General features: G+C 66.1%; 13 protein-coding genes. 11 read left to right on the plus strand and 2 right to left on the minus strand.

Annotated features, from left to right (window positions below; all coding sequences use genetic code 11):
- Positions 1–321: 321 nt before the first annotated feature.
- The 6 genes from JS528_RS00005 (at position 322) to JS528_RS00030 (ending at position 7033) form a co-directional block, all read left to right on the plus strand.
- The gene (locus tag JS528_RS00005; protein WP_214357066.1) at positions 322–1110 is read left to right on the plus strand and encodes a trimeric intracellular cation channel family protein; all 789 of its coding nucleotides are present in this window, start codon (positions 322–324) and stop codon (positions 1108–1110) included.
- Between the two features lie 191 nt (positions 1111–1301).
- Entirely contained in the window at positions 1302–1562 is a 261-nt protein-coding gene (rpsT, locus tag JS528_RS00010; RefSeq protein ID WP_214357067.1) for a 30S ribosomal protein S20, read from the plus strand.
- A 124-nt stretch (positions 1563–1686) separates the two neighbouring features.
- Positions 1687–3567: a translation elongation factor 4 gene (gene lepA / locus JS528_RS00015; protein ID WP_214357068.1), complete on the plus strand. Its 1881-nt coding sequence runs from the start codon at positions 1687–1689 to the stop codon at positions 3565–3567.
- Between the two features lie 159 nt (positions 3568–3726).
- Entirely contained in the window at positions 3727–4968 is a 1242-nt protein-coding gene (gene hemW, locus JS528_RS00020; protein ID WP_214357069.1) for a radical SAM family heme chaperone HemW, read from the plus strand.
- A gap of 84 nt (positions 4969–5052) precedes the next feature.
- Positions 5053–5496, plus strand: coding sequence for a MarR family winged helix-turn-helix transcriptional regulator (locus JS528_RS00025; protein ID WP_240541211.1), 444 nt, complete (start codon positions 5053–5055; stop codon positions 5494–5496).
- Positions 5497–5599: 103 nt separating this feature from the next.
- Complete coding sequence (locus tag JS528_RS00030; protein WP_214357070.1) at positions 5600–7033, plus strand: DHA2 family efflux MFS transporter permease subunit; 1434 nt, start codon at positions 5600–5602, stop codon at positions 7031–7033.
- Positions 7034–7063: 30 nt separating this feature from the next.
- Here the strand turns inward: JS528_RS00030 and JS528_RS00035 are convergent, their stop codons facing one another.
- The gene (locus JS528_RS00035; protein ID WP_214357071.1) at positions 7064–7636 is read right to left on the minus strand and encodes a TetR/AcrR family transcriptional regulator; all 573 of its coding nucleotides are present in this window, start codon (positions 7634–7636) and stop codon (positions 7064–7066) included.
- A gap of 100 nt (positions 7637–7736) precedes the next feature.
- On the opposite strand from JS528_RS00035, the gene JS528_RS00040 reads away from it, so the two are divergent.
- Positions 7737–9032: an NADH:flavin oxidoreductase/NADH oxidase family protein gene (locus JS528_RS00040; RefSeq protein WP_214357072.1), complete on the plus strand. Its 1296-nt coding sequence runs from the start codon at positions 7737–7739 to the stop codon at positions 9030–9032.
- 45 nt (positions 9033–9077) lie between these two features.
- On the opposite strand, the gene JS528_RS00045 is transcribed toward JS528_RS00040, so the two are convergent.
- Positions 9078–9731, minus strand: coding sequence for a TetR/AcrR family transcriptional regulator (locus tag JS528_RS00045; protein WP_240541212.1), 654 nt, complete (start codon positions 9729–9731; stop codon positions 9078–9080).
- 174 nt (positions 9732–9905) lie between these two features.
- On the opposite strand from JS528_RS00045, the gene JS528_RS00050 reads away from it, so the two are divergent.
- From JS528_RS00050 to JS528_RS00065, 4 genes are all read left to right on the plus strand, one after another.
- Entirely contained in the window at positions 9906–10607 is a 702-nt protein-coding gene (locus JS528_RS00050; RefSeq protein WP_214357073.1) for an ABC transporter ATP-binding protein, read from the plus strand.
- 6 nt (positions 10608–10613) lie between these two features.
- Positions 10614–14033: an ABC transporter permease gene (locus tag JS528_RS00055; protein WP_240541213.1), complete on the plus strand. Its 3420-nt coding sequence runs from the start codon at positions 10614–10616 to the stop codon at positions 14031–14033.
- A 284-nt stretch (positions 14034–14317) separates the two neighbouring features.
- Positions 14318–18889 (plus strand): glutamate synthase large subunit, encoded by a 4572-nt coding sequence (gene gltB, locus JS528_RS00060; RefSeq protein WP_214357074.1) that lies wholly within the window; start codon positions 14318–14320, stop codon positions 18887–18889.
- Position 18890: 1 nt separating this feature from the next.
- Positions 18891–20429 (plus strand): glutamate synthase subunit beta, encoded by a 1539-nt coding sequence (locus tag JS528_RS00065; protein ID WP_214357075.1) that lies wholly within the window; start codon positions 18891–18893, stop codon positions 20427–20429.
- Positions 20430–20453: the final 24 nt, after the last annotated feature.

Genomic DNA, 20453 nt, shown 5'->3' on the forward strand with positions numbered 1-20453 from the left:
CTCCACAAAAGCCTTGCGCCGCAAGGCCTCGCAGCCCATTGCGGACACACATTCTGGCCGGCCTTGAAAGTCCCGGCAACCACATTCAAACCAGCGAAACGCCAATCAGCACAAGGCCTCACAAGCCGAAACAGACACACATTTTGGCCTATAACCCGGAAGCGGCGAGGGGCGATGGCTCCCCTCGCTGAAGGGAAGCCGTCCGCGCATGTGGACCCGAGCGGAACTGCGTGTGGCGGCTCGGTGTCGCATGGCGCTTTATAGCTGTGGTAGCTTGTTGCGTGGTTTCCCCGAGGTGTTCGGGGGAGAGGGGAGAAGACCATGCAGCTGGCGTTGGAGAGCAACATGTTCTTCATGGGGGTGGAGTATCTCGCGGTGTTCTGCTGTGGACTGGTCGGAGGACTCGCGGCCGTGCACAAGGAGTACGACCTGTTCGCCATCCTCGTCACCGCGTGGCTGACCGCGTTGGGCGGCGGCGTGCTGCGTGACGTGCTGCTCGAGGTGCCGCCCGTCGGCATCACCGACCGGTGGTCCGTGATAGCCGCCCTCGTCTCGGGAATCGCCATCGCCGTGCTCCATCTCGAGGTCGACAAGCTCAAATGGTCGATGCTCACGCTCGACGCCTTGGCGTTGGGCCTGTTCGCCGTGATCGGCACGTCCAAGGCCATGTATCTGGGCTCCTCGGGCATGACGTCGGTCTTCCTCGGCATGGCCACGGCTCTGGGCGGCGGTCTCGTGCGCGACATGCTCCTCAACGACGTGCCGATGATCATCCGCGACAAGCACTGGTACGCCGTGCCCTCGGCAGTCGGATGCATCCTCGACGTCTTCGTGTGCAAGGGGCGCATGGCCGGGCTTCTCAACGTCGAGCAGGAGATCGCGCTCGATCTGGTCATCATCGCGCTGATCGTCGGCATGCGCCTGTCGTCGGTGATCTTCAACATCACGTTCCCCGGCGCGATGGAACGTCACAACGTCTACCTGCCCGGCGAGGCCCGATATCTCAGGCGTCCGGACATCACCCCGCACCGGTCGGGGCCTTCGACGGGAAGTCATGCCGGTGGGCGGGACCGTCGCGGCGACGGGAGCCGGGAGGACGAACACGTCTGATCCGTCCCGGAACGCGGGAGGCGCGGTCAGACGGTGTGCCCATGGTCCCGGTTCCGCATCGTCGGGTCGCTGCCGCCGGAAGACGGACACGCCCGGGCGGCCCCAGGCGCATCCGGGGAGGGGTTTATCCGCGCCGCGTGCTATCATCTACGTCTCGTATGTCCTTATAGCAAACGTCGTTTGGAGTTACATTGGCAAACATCAAGTCGCAGAAGAAGCGCGTCATCACCAACGAGAAGGCGCACCAGCGCAACGTGGCCGTCAAGTCCGCGCTGAAGACCGCGATCCGCAACACCCGCAAGGCCATCGAGTCCGGTGACAAGGCCGCCGCCGAGGCCGCCTTCAAGGTCGCCGCCCAGAAGCTCGACAAGGCCGCCGGCGCCGGCGTGATCCACAAGAACCAGGCCGCGAACCGCAAGTCCGGCCTCGCCGTCGCGATCAACGCCCTGTGATCATGAGTCGCCCGTAGACGGCGACGAATTCGCGTGAAGACCCCGTGAACCCGTTCGGTTCGCGGGGTCTTTCGCGTCGAGTACACTGGTTTCGTTTGACCTGAGTAAGTAGGAGGCACGTTCAGTGGTCAGCCCGCACAACCAGCCCGGTTCCACCGATCAGTCGTTGATTCGTAATTTCTGCATCATCGCGCACATCGACCACGGCAAGTCCACCGTGGCCGACCGCATCCTGCAGTTGAGCGGCATCGTGCCCGAACGCGAGATGCGCGACCGCTTCCTCGACCGCATGGACATCGAGCAGGAGCGCGGCATCACCATCAAGTCGCAGGCCGTACGCGTGCCGTGGACCTTCGACGGCACCGAGTACACGCTCGGCATGATCGACACCCCCGGCCACGTCGACTTCACCTACGAGGTGTCCCGTGCGCTGGCCGCATGCGAGGGCGCGGTCCTCCTCGTCGACGCCACGCAGGGCATCGAGGCGCAGACGCTGTCCAACCTGTACATGGCCATCGACCACAACCTCACCGTCATCCCGGTGCTCAACAAGATCGACCTGCCCTCCGCCGAACCGGAGAAGCACGCCGAGGAGATCGCGAACCTCATCGGCTGCGAGCCGAGTGATGTGCTGCGCGTCTCCGGCAAGACCGGCGAGGGCGTCGCCGACCTGCTCGACCGGATCGTCATGGAGGTGCCCGCGCCCCACGGCGATCCGGACGCCCCTGCGCGAGCGCTCATCTTCGACTCCGTGTACGACTCGTACCGCGGCATCGTCACCTACATCCGTATGGAGGACGGCGAGCTGCATGACCGCGAGAAGGTGCACATGATGGGCATCGGCATGACGCACGACCCCATCGAGATCGGCGTCATCAGCCCCGACATGACCCGCACCAAGGCGCTCGGCGCCGGCGAGGTCGGCTACATCATCACCGGCGCGAAGGACGTAAGCCAGTCCAAGGTCGGCGACACCCTGACCTCCGCCGTCCGCCCCGCCGCCGAGCCCCTGCCCGGATACCGCGACCCGAAGCCGATGGTGTACGCCGGTCTGTTCCCGATCGACAACGCCCAGTTCCCCGAACTGCGCGACGCTCTTGACAAGCTCAAGCTCAACGACGCCGCCCTCATCTACACCCCGGAGACGTCCGTCGCGCTGGGCTTCGGCTTCCGCTGCGGCTTCCTCGGCCTGCTGCACATGGAGATCGTCAACGAGCGACTCTCGCGCGAGTTCGGCCTCGACCTCATCCAGACCGCCCCGAACGTCACCTACGACGTGACCGCCGAGGACGGCTCCGAGCATCACGTCACCAACCCGAGCGAGTTCCCGGACGGCAAGATCAAGAAGATCGTCGAACCGATGGTCGCCGCCGACATCATCACCCCCAAGGAGTTCATCGGTGCGGTCATGGACCTGTGTCAGGACCATCGCGGACAGATGGGCACGATGGAGTACATCTCCACCGACCGCGTCGAGATGCACTACCGCATCCCGCTCGCCGAGATCGTCTTCGACTTCTTCGACCAGCTGAAGTCCCGCACCAAGGGCTACGCCTCGCTCGACTACCACGAGGACGGCGAGCAGTCCGCCGACCTCGTCAAGGTCGACATCCTCATCCAGGGCGAGAAGGTCGATGCGTTCAGCGCCATCGTGCACCGCGACAAGGCGTACTCGTACGGTGTGATGATGACGAAGAAGCTGCGCGAGCTCATCCCGCGCCAGCAGTTCGAGATCCCGATCCAGGCCGCGATCGGCTCGCGCATCATCGCCCGCGAGAACATCCGCGCCCTGCGCAAGGACGTGCTCGCCAAGTGCTACGGCGGCGACATCACCCGCAAGCGCAAGCTGCTCGAGAAGCAGAAGGCCGGCAAGAAGCGCATGAAGATGCTCGGCCACGTCGAGGTGCCGCAGGAGGCGTTCATCGCCGCCCTGTCCACCGGTGAGGACTCCAACGACCGCGACACCAAGGACAAGATCCGTGCCGCGCAGAAGACCGAAGGCTGATTGCATAAGGCTGAATTCACAACTTAGGCAGTTTTTTCGTTTCCTAGGCAGGTGCCGGTGGATAGCGGCGCCGGAATCATGGTTTCCTCATGTCGTTGACGGCAGGCACCTGCCTAGGAAATGCGGAATGTGCCTAGGAAATGCGGAAGGTATGCCCGAATGACCTACGAGCTCTACATCCATGTGCCGTTCTGCCTGCGGCGCTGCGGATACTGCGACTTCAACACCTATACGGCCGTGGACCTCGGCGCCGGCGCCTCTCGCGGCAACTACGCCAATATGGTCATCCGCGAGATGGGTCTCGTGCGTGAATGGCAGGAGACGCACGGCGTCGCCGAGCCACCGGTGGACACCGTGTTCTTCGGTGGCGGCACACCCACCATCCTGTCCGCGGACGACCTCGTCGCGATGCTTGACGCCATCCGTTCGACATGGGGCGTTGCGCCGGATGCCGAGATCACCACCGAGGCGAACCCGGACACCGTCAACGAGTACTACATCAACCGTCTGGCCGAAGGCGGCTTCACCCGCATCTCCTTCGGCATGCAGTCCGCCGTGCCGCATGTGCTGAAGACCCTCGACCGCACGCATACGCCCGAGAACGTCGTCGCCGGCGTCAAGGCGGCGGACAAGGCCGGACTGCGCTCCAGCGTCGACCTCATCTACGGCGCGCCGGGGGAAAGCCTCGACGACTGGCGCACCTCGGTGCGCACCGCTATCGACCTCGGCGTCAACCACATCTCCGCCTACGCCCTGACCGTCGAACCGACCACGAAGATGGGGCGTCGGATCGCCGCCGGCACGCTGCCCAGACCGGACGACGACGACGAGGCCGCCAAATACGAGATCGCCGACGACCTGCTCACGGCCGCCGGACTCTCATGGTACGAGGTCTCCAACTGGGCGAAGCCGGGATACGAGAGCCGGCACAACCTCGGCTACTGGAGGAACGTCGACTGGGCCGGTCTCGGTCCCGGCGCGCACTCGCACTACAACGCCGTCTCCTCCGGAGGCGACGCCGCGGCGCACGCCCTGCGCGCATGGGACATCGCCCACCCGCGTCTGTGGGGCGTCGCCCTCAACGAGGGCCGCATCCCGTGGGCGGGAAGCGAGGAGATCACCGCGGGGGAGAACCTCGAGGAGCTCATCATGCTCGGTCTGCGCATCCGCGAAGGCCTCGATCTGGACCGCATCAACCGAGTCATCGTCTCCGCGCGCGAATCGGACGGCTCCACCTCGCTGAGGCCCGTCGATGCCGCACGGCTGCGGCCGATGGCCGACGAGGGGCTCGTCGTCATCGAGACCGATTCCACGGGGCGCTCCCGCGTCGTCCCCACACGCAGGGGACGTCTGCTCAACGACGCCGTCATCGAACGCGTATTCGACCTCGCCGGCGTGTGAAGCACGATGACTTGCATTTTGCTAGGTACCTTGTATTATTTGCAAGGTGCCTAGCAAAATGTCGTGATGAAGGAGGCCGCGGCCATGCCGATGGACGACCGGGAACTGGTGGAACTGTTCCATGACGTGGCACGCGCCAGCCATCAGCGGGAGGTGCGCAGCAACGACGTTCTCGCGCATGGCAGCGGCCAGTCGCGCTGCCTGCTCACCCTCAGCGGTCTCGGACCGGTCAGCCAGCGTCGTCTCGCGGCGATCCTGGGCATACGATCGGCGTCGATGAGCGAACTGCTCGGCAAGATGGAGTCGCGCGGATGGGTCTCGCGCACCCCGCATCCCGAGGACGGGCGCACCTACATGGTCTCGCTCACGGGGGAGGGCATGGCCGAGGCGATGCGTCGGCGGTCCGCGGGCAACGACGCGTCCGGCGAACTGCTGGCGGCGCTCAGCGAGGATCAGCGGGAGCAATTCGGCGAGATCCTCACCGCAATCAGACGTCACTACCGCGAGCTCGACGAGCGTGGGGCCTAGTCCATCGTCGCGCAATGACCGGGACGGCCGGAGCCGATCCCATGACGTGCGATCGCACGACACCGGCATCACAGTGAATTCTCAGCAGGAAGAGACGTCTATCATGCGCAGCAACACCATGTCCACCGCGGAACCGGCCGCATTGAGCGACCGCCGACGCACGCTCATCTTCGTCAACATCATGCTCTCGTGCATCGCCACCACCGTCATGGCCACGGCGCTCACCACGGCCCTGCCGCCCATCGTGGCCGATCTGGGCGTCAGCATGCAGACCGGCCAGTGGCTCACCAGCGGCTATTCGCTCGCCATGGGCATCGTCATGCCTCTGACCGCGTTCCTCATCACCCGGTTCCCGACCAAGCCGCTGTACCTCGCCGGCGCCGCGTTGTTCATCGTCGGCTCGCTGATCTGCGTGGCGCCGGTGCCGTTCGCCGTCATCATGGTCGGCCGCGTCGTGCAGGCGTGCGGCAACGGACTGCTTATGGCGATGGCGCAGGTCGTGCTCATGACCATCTATCCGGACAGCCGAGGCACGATCATGGGTTGGTACGGGCTCGCGGTCGGCGTCACGCCGGTGATCGCGCCGACGTTGTCCGGACTGATGGTCGACGCGTTCGGCTGGCGGTCGGTCTTCTACCTGGTGGTCGGCGTGATGGCGGTGTCGCTGATCGCGGCGTGCCTCGTGTTCGACAACGTGCTGAGGACGTCGAGGCGCTCCTTCGACGTCCTGTCCTTCGCAGTGAGCATCGTCGCGTTCGGCGGCGTGACGCTCGGCATCGGCAACATCGGCTCCATGCCGTTCACGAGCATGGCGGTCCTGCCGCCGCTGGCGCTGGGCGTCGCGGCGTCCGTGTGGTTCGTGGCGCTGCAGCTCAGGCGCGAACGTCCGTTCCTCGACGTGCGCATCCTGCGCCGCCGCGGGTTCGCGCTGAGTGTGATCGGCAGCATGCTGCTGTACTTCGCGATGATGGGATCGTCGGTGATGCTGCCGCTGTACGTGCAGACCATCAAGGGCGGTTCGGCATCGATGGCCGGCCTGGTGAGCCTGCCCGGCTCGCTCGCCATGGCGGTCATCAGCCCGATGGCTGGCAGACTGTACGACCGGTTCGGCGTGCGGCGGCTGTTCCTCATCGGCGGCGTCTGTCTGACCGCCAGCAACCTGTGCATGGGGGTCCTGCCGCTGTCTGCCTCGATCTGGGCGGCCTCGGCGATCAACGTGGCGCGCTCGCTCGCGATCGGCTGCCTGATGATGCCGCTGGTCACCTGGGGCACCGGCGCCGCGGGGAAGGGGCGTCTCGCCGACGCGAACGCGCTGCTCACCGCGCTGCGCACCATCGCCGGCGCGATCGGCCAGGCCGTGTTCGTCGGGATGATGACCGCGCTGGCGGCGTCCGCGCACGCCGGCGGTATGACCATGGCGGCGGCGGACATGCACGGCCTGAACCTGACATATCTGGCCATGGGCGCGTGCGCTGTCCCGCTGATCGTCATCCCGCTGGTGTTCCTGCGCGGCGATGGTGAGCGTCGCGCGGCCTGACGGACCGCGGTACGTGGGCGGCCGTGACCATCACTCCACGCCGCCCAGCAGCGTGTGCGCGTAGGCATGGAGCTGCTCGCGGGTGAGCGTGTGGCCGCGCAGATACGCCCAGTCGAGGACGAGCATCACCGTATTCGCGTAATGGTCGGCGATGAGGTCGGCCGGCAGATCGAACCGATCGCGGTCGACGCAGGTGCGCATGATCTCGTGCGCCCGCCCCTCGATGAACATGTGCAGGCTGGAGAACAGCGGTCCCTCGGGCGGATTGTGCTCCAGTACCGCTCGCAGCAGCTCCGCGTTGGACTCCAGCAGATCGGCCATCGCGTCGAGCGCCGTGTCCACGCGATGCTCCGGTTCCGATGACGCCAGATCCGAGAGATTCGCCTGATCGGACAACGCCGTCCAACAGTAATTGAGCAGATCATCACGGTCCTCGAAGTAGTTGTAGAACGTGGCGCGCGGGTACCCGGCGCGCTCGCACAGCGCATTGACGCTGATGTCGGTGAACGACGTGGTCGCCAGCAGTCCGGTCGTCGCGTCGAAGAACGCATCGAGCGTGCGCTGCGCGCCCCTCGTGAGTTTGGCGTTGAGGTCCTTCTTCATGATTGTTCAGCATATCCCATCGTCCAGAATTTTGCAGTTGTCAAACTTTATGCTAATTTAGACAACTGTACAAACATGGACGTATGAAAAGGTAGAAATCATGACAAAGGACACGAAGACACCGTCGCTCGCCGAACCGCTGACCCTGCCCTGCGGGGTGACGGTCAGGAACCGGTTCTACAAATCCGCGATGAACGAGGCGCTCGCCGGCCGCGACTGCGCGCCGACCGAAGCCCACGTGCGCCTCTATCGTGCATGGGCGCAGGGAGGGGCCGGTGTGCTCGTCACTGGCAACGTGATGGTCGACCGCACCCAGCTCGGCGAGCCCGGCAACGTCGCCGTCGAGGACGAGCGCGACCTGAACATGCTGCGTCGATGGGCGGCGGCCGGCACCGGGAACGGCGCGCACTGCTGGATGCAGATCAACCACCCCGGCAGGCAGTCGCCCATCACCATCAATCCGCATCCGCTCGCCCCGAGCACCGGCAAGGTCGACGGCGACTACGGCAGGTTCTTCGCCGAGCCCACCGAGCTCACGTGCGAGCAGATCCGCGACATCGTCCGCCGGTTCGCCAACACCGCCCGTATCGCGAAGAAGGCGGGCTTCACCGGCGTGGAGATCCACGCGGCGCACGGCTACCTCATCAACCAGTTCCTCTCGCCGCTCGACAACCGGCGCACCGACGAATACGGCGGCGACATCGAGCACCGCGCCCGATTCCTGTTCGAGGTATTCGACGCGGTGCGCGAGGCCGTCGGCCCCGACTTCCCCGTGGCGGTCAAACTCAACTCGTCCGACGTGCCGATCGTCGTCAAGGTCAACGCGCGGGACGGCGTGCCGGGCGGCTTCAGCGAGGAGGAGTCCATCTGGGTCATGAAGCAGCTGGAACGGCGCGGCGTCGACCTCATCGATATCTCCGGCGGCACCTACGCCAAGCCGGTCATCCAGACCAACGGCGGCGCGGCCGAGGACCGCCGACGCGGCGTCTACTTCACCGACTTCGCCCGCCGGATCAAGGGCGAGCTGACCGTGCCGGTCGCCCTGACCGGCGGCTTCCGCAACGCGCGCGACATGGAACGGGCGCTCGACGAGGGCATCACACAGATGATCGGCATCGCGCGGCCGCTCGCGCTCGTACCCGACCTGCCGAACCGCATCATCCGCGACCGGTGGGACGGTTCCGTCGAACTGCCGCGCGTGACGACCGGCATCAAACCGCTCGACAAGGCGTTCGGCGGCATTCTCGTCATCAGCTGGTTCGAACTGCAGATGCGCCGCATCGCGCGCGGGCTCCGCCCCGACCCGCGCATCGGCGGCATGCGCGCGCTCCTGTTCGCCTTTGGGCAGCATGGTCCCGCGGCCCTCGCCCCGCGACGCCGCAAGGGGCGTCAGTGAGGCGACGGACCGTCCGTCATACATCTGATGATTCCGTCCCCGCCCTCACCACAGCACGTCGATGGGGGCGGTGGTCTTGTTGATCTCGATGATGCGGCAGATCTCCTCGGGCGTCTCCTTGCAGCCGCGGCGGATCCACAGCCAGATGATCGAGGAGACCGCCGAAACGAGGATCTCCATCGCGTAGTCGGCGGGGATGCCGTTGTATGAGGCCTGCGGGTCGGCGCCGAACCGCTTCGCCTGTGCGACGATCAGCTGCTTCAGCACCTTCTTGAGCTTGTCGTAGAGCTGCATGTCGTTGCCCGAACGGGAGACGGCGTTGAAGAACGCGTAGTCGTCGCGTACGTAGCGCAGCGCGGCGGAGATCGACTCGGCCTGGAAGGCGTCGCAGATGGCGCGCCCCGTGGCGCTCGACGTGATGCGTCCCTCCGGGTCGGCGTTGTCGATGAGGATCGTCGTCAGCTCCTCGATCGTGTCGTCGATGAGCTGCTGGCGCAGATCGAACTTGTCGAGGTAGTGCATGTAGAAGGTGCCGCGGTTGATGCCGGCCGTGCGCGCGAGGTCGCTCACCGTCATCGCGTCGAACCCCTTGGACTGCACCAGCGTCGTGAATGCCGCCTTGATCTTCGCCTCGGTCCTTGTGTTGCGTTTGCCGGCCATGGCCGATGCCTCCTTCGATGCCGTGTCTCGTTTCGTCATGCCTGCCACGATTATATCAACGTGTTGTTCGATTAACAGGCATAATCGCCACTTTCCGCCGATGTGTCCAAACTGAACGGAACGGGCGAAACCGTTCATTGACCGCCGTTTCGGCCTTTTCTACAATCGCAGGCAGTTAAATCAACATGTTGTTCATTATGAAAGGCAGTGACGATGGCGTACATCGAGATGATCCACAGTTTCAAGCGCTACCACATGGGCGACACCACGATCGTCGCCAACAACGATGTGAGCTTCGGCATCGAGAAGGGCGAGCTCGCCATCATCCTCGGCTCGTCCGGCGCCGGCAAATCGACCGTGCTCAACATCCTGGGCGGCATGGACGCCAACTCCGAGGGGCGGGTCGTCATCGACGGCAAGGACATCTCGAACTACACCGCCCGACAGCTCACCGACTACCGCCGCCACGACATCGGCTTCGTGTTCCAGTTCTACAACCTCGTCGCCAACCTCACCGCCAAGGAGAACGTCGAACTCGCCTCCGAGATCGTGCGCGACGCGCAGGACCCGGTGCAGGCGCTCGTCGACGTGGGGCTCAAGGACCGCATCGACAACTTCCCGGCGCAGCTCTCCGGCGGCGAGCAGCAGCGCGTCGCCATCGCGCGAGCCGTCGCCAAGAACCCCAAGATCCTGCTGTGCGACGAGCCGACCGGCGCGCTCGACTACAACACCGGCAAGCAGGTCCTGCGGATCCTGCAGGACCAGAGCCGCGTCAAGGGCGCGACCGTCGTCATCGTCACGCACAACTCGGCCATCGCGCCCATCGCCGACCGCGTCATCCACATGCACGACGCCCGCGTCAAATCCATCGAGACCAACGGGCATCCGATGGACATCGCGGATCTGGAGTGGTGAGCGAACATGACCGAACTCACCGACTTCACCGAACCGGCCGGAACGTCCGGACCGGACCGCCCGGTCTCCCGTACCCACGCCGCCGGGCGCACGCGCAACCGTCGTGGCGGACCGGTCCGCAAGCGCATGCTGTGGAAGGACATCCGCGTCACCCTCGCCAAATCGAAGGGCCGGTTCCTGTCGATCGTCAGCCTCATGACGCTCGGCTCGTTCGCGCTCGTCGGCCTGTTCGCCACCGGACCCGACATGCAGGCGACCGGCAGGGACTTCTACGGCGAGCACAACCTCGCCGACGTGACCGTCATCAGCGACTACGGTCTGAGCCGGGACGACCAGACGATCATCCGCTCGACCGAGGGCGTGCGCCAGGCCGAATTCGGCTACTTCAAGGACATCACCATCAAGGGCAGCAACCACAGTCTGCGCATCTACTCCAAACCCGACGCCGTCTCCAGATACCGCGTGATCGAAGGCCGACTGCCGGCCGAACCCGGCGAGATCGCGCTCGATTCCGCCGAACGCGACCGGTACGCGATCGACAGCACCGTCAACGTCACCGAACCGCCCGACATCGCCGGCGATACCATCCTCAGACGGACCGAATACACCGTGGTCGGCTTCGTCGACGCCAGCGAGATCGTCTCCGACCTCAACATGGGACAGTCCACGGCAGGCACCGGCGAACTCGACGGCTACGGTGTGGTCGTGCCGGCCACCTTCGACTCGGACGTGGCGATGATCGGCCGCGTGACCTTCGACGACACGAAGACGCTCGACTATTGGACGACCGACTACCGTGACCGGGTGCAGGCGCACAAGGAAGCGCTCGCCAAGCGTCTCGCCGGACGGCCCAAGGCGCGCGAGGCCTCCATCCGCGAGGACCGCCGCGCGCAGATCGACAAGGCGCAGGCCAAGGTCGACGACGCGAAACGGCAGCTTGCGGACTCCGAGCAGCAGCTCGCGGACGCGAAGACGCAGATCGAAGCCGCCAAGGACCGGATCACCCAGGGCGAACTCGACGCCGTCGACCAGGGATCGGCCGCCGCCGCGGAGCTCTCCGGCGCGCTCGCGCAGATCGCCGCCGCCGGCTCCCAGATCACCGCCGGGCAGACCCAGCTCATCGCCGGAACACAGCAGCTCGCGCAGGGCCAATCGCAGCTCGACTCGTCATGGCGGCAGCTCGCTCAAGCCAAGACGCAGCTCGACGCGGCACGCACCGTCCTCGAAACGGTCAAGCCGGTCCTCGACAGGACCGGCGCGCTCCTGACCCGCTGGGCGGCCAGCGGACTGACCGGCGGCGTATACGACACGGTCAACACCCAATACGACAAGGCCCTCGACGCCTACAACAATGCCGTCGCGCAATACAACACCCAGCTGAACGCCTACGACGCCGCCCTGAAGCAGTGGAACGACGGTGCCGCGCAGCTCGAGGAGGGCACGGAGGAATACCGGCGGAACGCGGCAGCGCTCGCCGAAGCCTCCCGTCAGCTCGCCGCCAAGCAGACCGAACTCGGCCAAGCCGTCTCCACCGCATCGTCCGGCGCATCATCCGGCAGCGCATCGTCCGGCGCCTCGCAGCTCATCCAAGGCCAACGCGACATCGACAAGGCCGAAGGGGAATACGAGGAGAAACTGCAGGAGTTCAACGACGCGAAACCCGCCGCCGAGAAGAAGATCAGGGATGCGGAGCACGACATCGCGCTCGCCCGCGAGAAGGTCGACACACTCGAGGTGCCCGCCTACTCGATCGACGGCCGGCGCGAGGGGCTCACGTCCAACGGCTACCGTGTGTACGAGATCATCGCGAACATCGTCGGCAAGCTCGCGATGATCTTCCCCGTGTTCCTCTACTTCGTGGCCGCGCTCGTCACGTTCTCCACGATGGGGCGCATGGTCGACGAGGAACGCGTCAACTCCGGCACCCTCAAGGCGCTCGGCTACGGCGATGCGGACATCCTCAAGAAGTTCACGGTCTACGGCTTCGCGGCGTCCACCGTCGGCACGATCCTCGGCGTCGCGGCCGGCCACACCGTCCTGCCGCTCATCGTCTACCACGCGTACAGCGACGGGTTCACCATGCCGGTCATCGAACTGAAGTTCCATCCGGTCGTCACCGCGGTCGCGTTCCTGCTCGCATGGGCGAGCTCCGTCGTGCCGGCCGTGCTCGCCGCCGCGCGCGAACTGAAGGACAAGCCGGCGGCGCTCCTGCTGCCCAAGCCCCCGGCGAACGGGTCGACGATCCTCCTCGAACGGTTCGGCTTCATCTGGAACCGGCTCAGCTTCACGCGCAAGGTCACCGCCCGCAACCTGTTCCGCTACAAGACGCGCGGCTTCATGACGATCTTCGGCGTGATGGGCGCGGTGTCGCTGCTCGTCGCCGGACTCGGCGTGCAGGGGTCGATCAACCAGATCAGCGAACGACAATTCGACGAGGTGATCCACTACGACATGATCGTCGCCGAGAAATCCGACGACAACGACGAGCAGCGCGCCGCCGTCGCCAAGGACATGGCCGACAAGGCCGTGGACCAGGCGATGTCGATCCGCTACGAGGAACTCACCAGGACCGCCGGCAGACAGGGCGACAAGCAGTCGATCACGCTGCTTGTCACCGACGACGCGTACAACCTCGGCGACTACGTGACCCTGCGTTCGCGCGTCGGGCACAAGCCGCAGATCCTCACCGACCGCGGCGCGGTCATCTCTGAGAGGATGGCCTCGATGCTCGGAGCGAAGACCGGCGACGTGATCCGCGTCACCGGCGAGGACGGCGCCGAACGTTCGGTGCGCGTCGACGGCGTGAGCGAGATGTACATCGGGCATCTCATGGTCATGTCGTCGGGCGGCTACGAGCACGTGTTCGGCGAGAGCTACCGGTCGAACGCGTACCTCGTGCGGCTCAAGGACGATTCGATCGAGAACGCCGAGCGGCAGGGCGCGCGGTTCATGGAGAACGACGGCGTCAGGGGAGTGGTGCAGAACACCACCATGAAGAACCAGGTCGCCACGATCGTCGACTCGCTCAACCAGATCATGGAGGTGCTCGTGCTCGTGGCCGGCATGCTCACCGTGGTCATCCTGTACAACCTCACCAACCTCAACGTGTCCGAACGCATCAGGGAGCTGTCGACCATCAAGGTGCTCGGCTTCCACTCGAACGAGACGACGATGTACATCTACCGCGAGACCATCGTCCTCTCCGCGCTCGGCATCCTCGCCGGATACGGCTTCGGTGCAGGGCTGCACCGGTACATCATCACCGAGGTTCCGCCGGACGAGGTCATGTTCGACCCCGCCCTCGGCTGGCCGGCGTTCGCGGCGCCCGCCGCACTCGTCGCCGCGGTGCTCTCCGCGCTCGGCGTGGTCGTCTACCGTCAGCTCAGGAACGTGGATATGCTCGCCGCCTTGAAGTCGGTGGAGTGAACGCCGGTCCGAAGTCGGCTGGGGAGTCCGGAGCCCGACCGCATCGGCGTCGACGGGCGACCATGCGGCCGGGATGTTGCCGATCACACATCTCATATGGTCCGACCCCAGCGCGTTCAGCGCGCCGGAGTCGGCGAGTTGCGTAAAATTGGGTCTTGACTTTTTGCTCGACTCGGTATATGGACAGCGAAACGTTCGTGACACACCGCGACGCTACGCTGTCAACAGCAACTGCCCAAGTGGCGCGGTTTTCGCGCGCCCGCTATCCAATTGAGGTGATTTCGGTGACATTCAAAGCCCCGCTTGATCTCACGGTCCATGCTCCGGACGGCATGTACGACCCTTCCAACGAGCATGACGCCTGCGGTGTGGGCATGGTCACCACGCTCAACAAGCGTCCGGAACACAAGATCGTCAAGGACGCCATCGAGGTGCTCGTCAACCTCGACCACCGCGGCGCCGTGGGCGCCGAGGAGAACACGGGCGACGGCGCCGGCATCCTCATGAGCATGCCGGACGAGTTCATGCGCGCCACCGTGCCCGCCGAACTGCCCGAGGCCGGCCACTACGCCGCCGGCATCGCATTCCTCGACCGCGACATCGAGACCTCCGGCCAGCAGGAGCAGGCCATCGCCAAGATCGTGCGCGAGGAGGGCCTCGAGGTCCTCGCATGGCGCGTCGTGCCGACCAACCCGGACGGCCTCGGACTGCAGGCGCTCGCCGCCATGCCGAGCTTCAAGACGCTCGTCGTGGCCGACCCGGAGGGCGGGCTGGCCGGTATCGAGCTGGACCGCAAGACCTTCCGCATCCGCAAGCGCGTCGAGCACGAGGTGGGCGTCTACTTCGCCTCCCTGTCCGCCCGCACCATCACCTACAAGGGCATGCTGACCACCATGCAGCTGACCCACTTCTTCCCGGATCTCGTGGACGAGAGCATGAAGGCCACCGTCGCCATCGTGCACTCCCGCTTCTCCACCAACACGTTCCCGAGCTGGCCGCTGGCCCAGCCGTTCCGTCTGCTCGCCCACAACGGCGAGATCAACACCATCCAGGGCAACCGCAACTGGCTGTCCGCCCGCGAGGGCCGCCTGAGCTCCGAGCTACTCGGCGAGTTCGAGCCGCTGCTGCCGATCACCACGCCCGGCTACTCCGACTCCGGCACCTTCGACGAGTGCCTCGAGCTGCTGCACCTCGCCGGCCGCTCCCTGCCGCACGCCATCTCGATGATGCTGCCGCCGGCATGGGAGAAGAACGACCAGCTTGACCCGGACCTCAAGGCCTTCTACGAGTACAACAACACGCTGATCGAGCCGTGGGACGGCCCGGCCGACATCGTCTTCACCGACGGCACCCAGGTCGGCGCGCTGCTCGACCGCAACGGCTTCCGCCCCGGCCGCTGGCAGCTCACCGACGACGGCTACCTCGTGCTCGCCTCCGAGGCGGGCGTCCTGCCTGAGATCGAGCAGGAGCACATCGTGTCCAAGGGCCGTCTCGAGCCGGGCAAGATGTTCCTCGTCGACACCGCCGAGGGCCGCATCATCCCGGACGAGGAGATCAAGAAGACCCTCGCCTCCCAGCACCCGTATCGCAAGTGGGTCGAGGGCAACTCCGTCGAGATGAGCGACCTGCCCGCCCGCGAGCACGTCAACCACTCCGGCCAGTCCGTCCAGCGCCGCCAGCGCGCCTTCGGCTACACCGAGGAGGACCTGAAGATCGTCCTCACCCCGATGGCCAACACCGGCAAGGAGCCGCTCGGCTCCATGGGCAACGACACCCCGCTGCCGGTGCTCTCCAAGCGTTCGCGCATGCTGTTCGACTACTTCCACCAGAAGTTCGCGCAGGTCACCAACCCGCCGCTCGACTGGGAGCGCGAGGAGATCGTCACCTGCCTCGAGTCCGCGATCGGCCCGGAGCCGAACCTGCTGACCGACTCCGAGCTGCACGCCAAGAAGATCCTCATCCCGCTGCCGGTCATCAACTCCGACGAGATGGCCCAGCTCAAGCGTCTCGACAAGGCGCGCATCCTCGGCGGCTACTACCGTCCGTACGTCGTCAAGGGCCTGTACCAGGTCGCCGGCGGCGGCGAGGCCCTCCAGCAGCGTCTTGACGAGATCTTCGCCGAGATCGACGAGGCGATCGACAACGGCAAGAACTTCATCGTGCTGTCCGACCGCGACTCCAACCACACGTGGGGCCCGATCCCGTCCCTGCTGCTCACCTCCGCCGTGCAGCACCACCTGCTGCGTCGCCACACCCGCACGCAGATCTCCATGGCCGTCGAGGCCGGTGACGTGCGCGAGATCCACCACGTGGCCCTCCTCATCGCCTACGGCGCGGCCTGCGTGAATCCGTACCTCGCGTTCGAGTCCGTCGAGAACCTCTCGCGCGAGGGCTACGTGAAGGTCGACCCGGCCACCGCCGTGAAGAACCTCACCAAGGCGCTCTCCGTCGGCGTGCTCAAGATCATGGCCAAGATGGGCGTCTCCACGATCATGAGCTACCGCGGCGCCCAGCTGTTCGAGGCCGTGGGCCTGAGCCAGGAGGTCGTCGACGAGTACTTCACCGGCACCACCACCCGCGTGGGCGGCGTCGGACTCGACGAGATCGCCGAGGAGGTCGCCTCCCGCCACCGAGTCGCCTACCCGAACCAGTGGACCGCCTCCCCGCACCGCAACCTGCGTACGGGCGGCATCTACAAGTGGCGTCGCACCGGTGAGGACCACCTCAACGACCCCGAGGCCATCTTCCTGCTGCAGCAGTCGACCCAGCGCGGCGACTACGACATGTTCAAGAAGTACTCGCACCACATCGACGACACCTCCAACCGTCTGATGACGCTGCGCGGTCTCATGAAGTTCACCAACGCCCGCAAGCCGATCGACATCTCCGAGGTCGAGCCGGCCTCCGAGATCGTCAAGCGCTTCTCCACCGGCGCGATGAGCTACGGCTCCATCTCCCAGGAGGCGCACGAGACGCTCGCCATCGCGATGAACCAGATCGGCGCGCGCTCCAACTCCGGCGAGGGCGGCGAGTCCGACGACCGCATCGAGGACCCGCTGCGCTACAGCCGCATCAAGCAGATCGCCTCGGCGCGATTCGGCGTCACCTCCGACTACCTGGTCCACGCCACCGACCTGCAGATCAAGCTCGCCCAGGGCGCCAAGCCGGGCGAGGGCGGCCACCTGCCGGGCGCCAAGGTCCCGCCGTGGATCGCCAAGGTCCGTCACGCCACCCCGGGCGTCGAGCTCATCTCCCCGCCGCCTCACCACGACATCTACTCCATCGAGGATCTCAAGCAGCTGATCAACGATGCGAAGATGGCGAATCCGAAGGCCCGCGTCCACGTCAAGCTCGTCTCCGAGTTCGGCGTCGGCACCATCGCGGCCGGCGTGGCCAAGTGCCATGCCGACGTGGTGCTGATCTCCGGCTACGACGGCGGCACCGGCGCGGCCCCGCTCAACGCGATCCGCCACGCGGGCACCCCGTGGGAGATCGGCCTGTCCGAGACGCAGCAGACTCTGATCCTCAACGGTCTGCGCTCCCGCATCGTCGTCCAGTGCGACGGCGAGCTCAAGACCGGCCGTGACGTCGTCATCGCCGCGCTGCTCGGCGCCGAGGAATTCGGCTTCGCGACCGCCGCGCTGATCGTCGAGGGCTGCGTCATGATGCGCGCCTGCCAGAAGAACACCTGCCCGCAGGGCATCGCCACCCAGGATCCGGAGCTCAGGGCCCGCTTCCGCGGCAAGCCCGAAAGCGTCGTGAACTTCTTCATGTTCATCGCCGAGGAGGTGCGCGAGATCCTCGCCCAGCTCGGCTTCCGCACGCTCGAGGAGGCCGTCGGCCACGTCGAGTGCCTGGATCAGGACGAGGCGATCAAGCGCTGGAAGTCCGACGGCATCGACCTGACCAACGTGCTCAAGCAGGCCGGTCCGGTCCCCGGCACCATCCTGCACAACACCGAGCCGCAGAACCACGAGCTGGAGAAGGCGCTCGACAACAAGCTCATCGAGCTCGCCGAGCCGGCACTCGACCACAAGGAGCCCGTGCGCATCGAGATGCCGATCCGCAACGTCAACCGCACGGTCGGCACGATGGTCGGCTACGAGATCACCCGCCGCTACGGCGCGCCCGGTCTGCCCGACGACACCATCGACATGACCCTGCACGGTTCCGGAGGCCAGTCCATCGGCGCGTTCATCCCGCGCGGCGAGACCATCCGCGTCTACGGCGAGGTCAACGACTACGCGGGCAAGGGCCTGTCCGGCGGTCGCCTCATCGTCCGCCCCGAGGCCGGAATCACCTTCGATCCGCATGAGGACGTCATCGCGGGCAACGTCACCGGCTTCGGCGCCACCTCCGGCGAGATGTTCGTCGCCGGCAAGGCGGGCGAGCGATTCGCCGTGCGCAACTCCGGCGCCACGTTCGTCGTCGAGGGAGTGGGCGACCACGGCTGCGAGTACATGACCGGCGGCACCGTCGTCGTGCTCGGCCCGACCGGCCGCAACTTCGGCGCCGGCTTCTCCGGAGGCAACACCTACGTGCTCGACCTCGACATGAAGCAGGTCAACCCGGAGGCCGTCGAATCCGGCGCGCTGCTCTTCGAGCCGCTCGACGCCGAAACCTCCGACCTCGTCAGGGGTCTGGTCAAGAAGCACGCCGAGGAGACCGGCTCCGCGTTCGCCGCGGGGCTGCTCGAGGACTGGGACGCGGCCGCCAAGCGCATCACGCACGTCGTGCCCAAGCACTTCCTCGCGATGACGAAGGCCATGACCGAGGCCGAAGCGGAACACATCGATTTCAATACGCCCGGCGCCTGGGAGCAGGTGTACGAGCACGTCATGGAAGGAGCGCGCTGAGATGGGCGACCCGAGAGGATTCCTGAAAGTCCGCACCCGTAGGGAGCTTGCGGAGCGTCCCGTCCAGGAGCGCATCAAGGACTGGTTCGACGTGCACGCCGAATCCGGCCTGCAGTCCTGGACCACCGAGCAGGCGGCCCGCTGCATGGACTGCGGCACCCCGTTCTGCATGACCGGCTGCCCGCTGGGCAACCTCATCCCGGAGTTCAACGATCTGGTCCGTCAGGAGCAGTGGGAGGACGCCTACCAGCGTTTGTCGCTGACCAACAACTTCCCGGAGGTCACCGGCCGCATCTGTCCGGCACTGTGCGAGCAGGCCTGCGTGCTGGGCATCCACCAGCCGCCGACGATGATCAAGAACGACGAGTGCACGATCATCGACCAGGCGTGGGACCTCGACTACGTCAAGCCGATGCCGCCGCAGCGTCTGACCGACCAGACCGTCGCCGTCGTCGGATCCGGCCCCGCCGGCCTCGCCGCCGCGCAGCAGCTCACGCGCGCCGGCCACACCGTCGTCGTCTACGAGAAGGACGACGCTCTGGGCGGCCTCATGCGCTACGGCATCCCGAACTTCAAGCTCGAGAAGACGCTCATCGACCGCCGCATCGAGCAGATGGAGGCCGAGGGCACCCGCTTCGAGACCAACGTCGAGATCGGCAAGGACATCAGCTGGGACGACCTGCGCGACCGTTACGACGCGGTCGTCGTCGCCATCGGCTCCCGCGTGCCGCGCGACATGAAGATCCCGGGCCGCGAGCTCGACGGCATCCACTTCGCCCTCGACTTCCTGCCCGACGCCACCCGCCGCATCTACGGCGTCAAGCCGGTCAACGACATCACCGCCAAGGACAAGCACGTCATCGTCATCGGCGGCGGCGACACCGGCTCCGACTGCCTCGGCACCTCGATCCGTCAGGGCGCGAAGGACGTCACCGTCCTGCAGATCATGCCGAAGGAGCCGACCGAGCGTCCGGACAACCAGCCGTGGCCGACCTTCGCCCGCACCTACCAGAAGACCACGTCGATGGCCGAGGGCGGCGAGTACCTGTACTCCACCGATTCGGTGAACTTCATCGGATCCGACGAGGAGCAGGAGCGCGTCCACATCGAGAACTCCACCACCGCGGAGGGCTTCGTCGCCGACGAGCACGGCCACGTGACCGGCCTCAAGGTCGTGTCCGTCGCCCCCGGCGAGAACGGTCCGTTCACCCGCCAGCCCGGCACCGAGCGCGTGCTGCCCGCCGACCTGGTCCTGATCTCCGTGGGCTTCCTGCACCCGGACACCGCCACCATCGTCGACCAGCTGCCCGTCGAACTCGACAAGCGCGGCAACATCGCCCGCAACGACAAGTTCGCCACCTCCCAGGACGGCGTCTTCGTGTGCGGCGACGCCGGCCGCGGCCAGAGCCTCGTCGTGTGGGCCATCGCCGAGGGCCGCTCCTGCGCGGCCGCCGTCGACGAGTACCTCTCCAGCGAGCACACGAGCGAGCTGCCGGCCCCGATCAAGGCCTCCGCCCGTCCGATGATGCTGCCCCGCTGAACGATCCGGTCCATCCGGACCGAT

The sequence above is a fragment of the Bifidobacterium santillanense genome (genome assembly GCF_018555385.1).
Classification (GTDB): Bacteria; Actinomycetota; Actinomycetes; order Actinomycetales; family Bifidobacteriaceae; genus Bifidobacterium; species Bifidobacterium santillanense.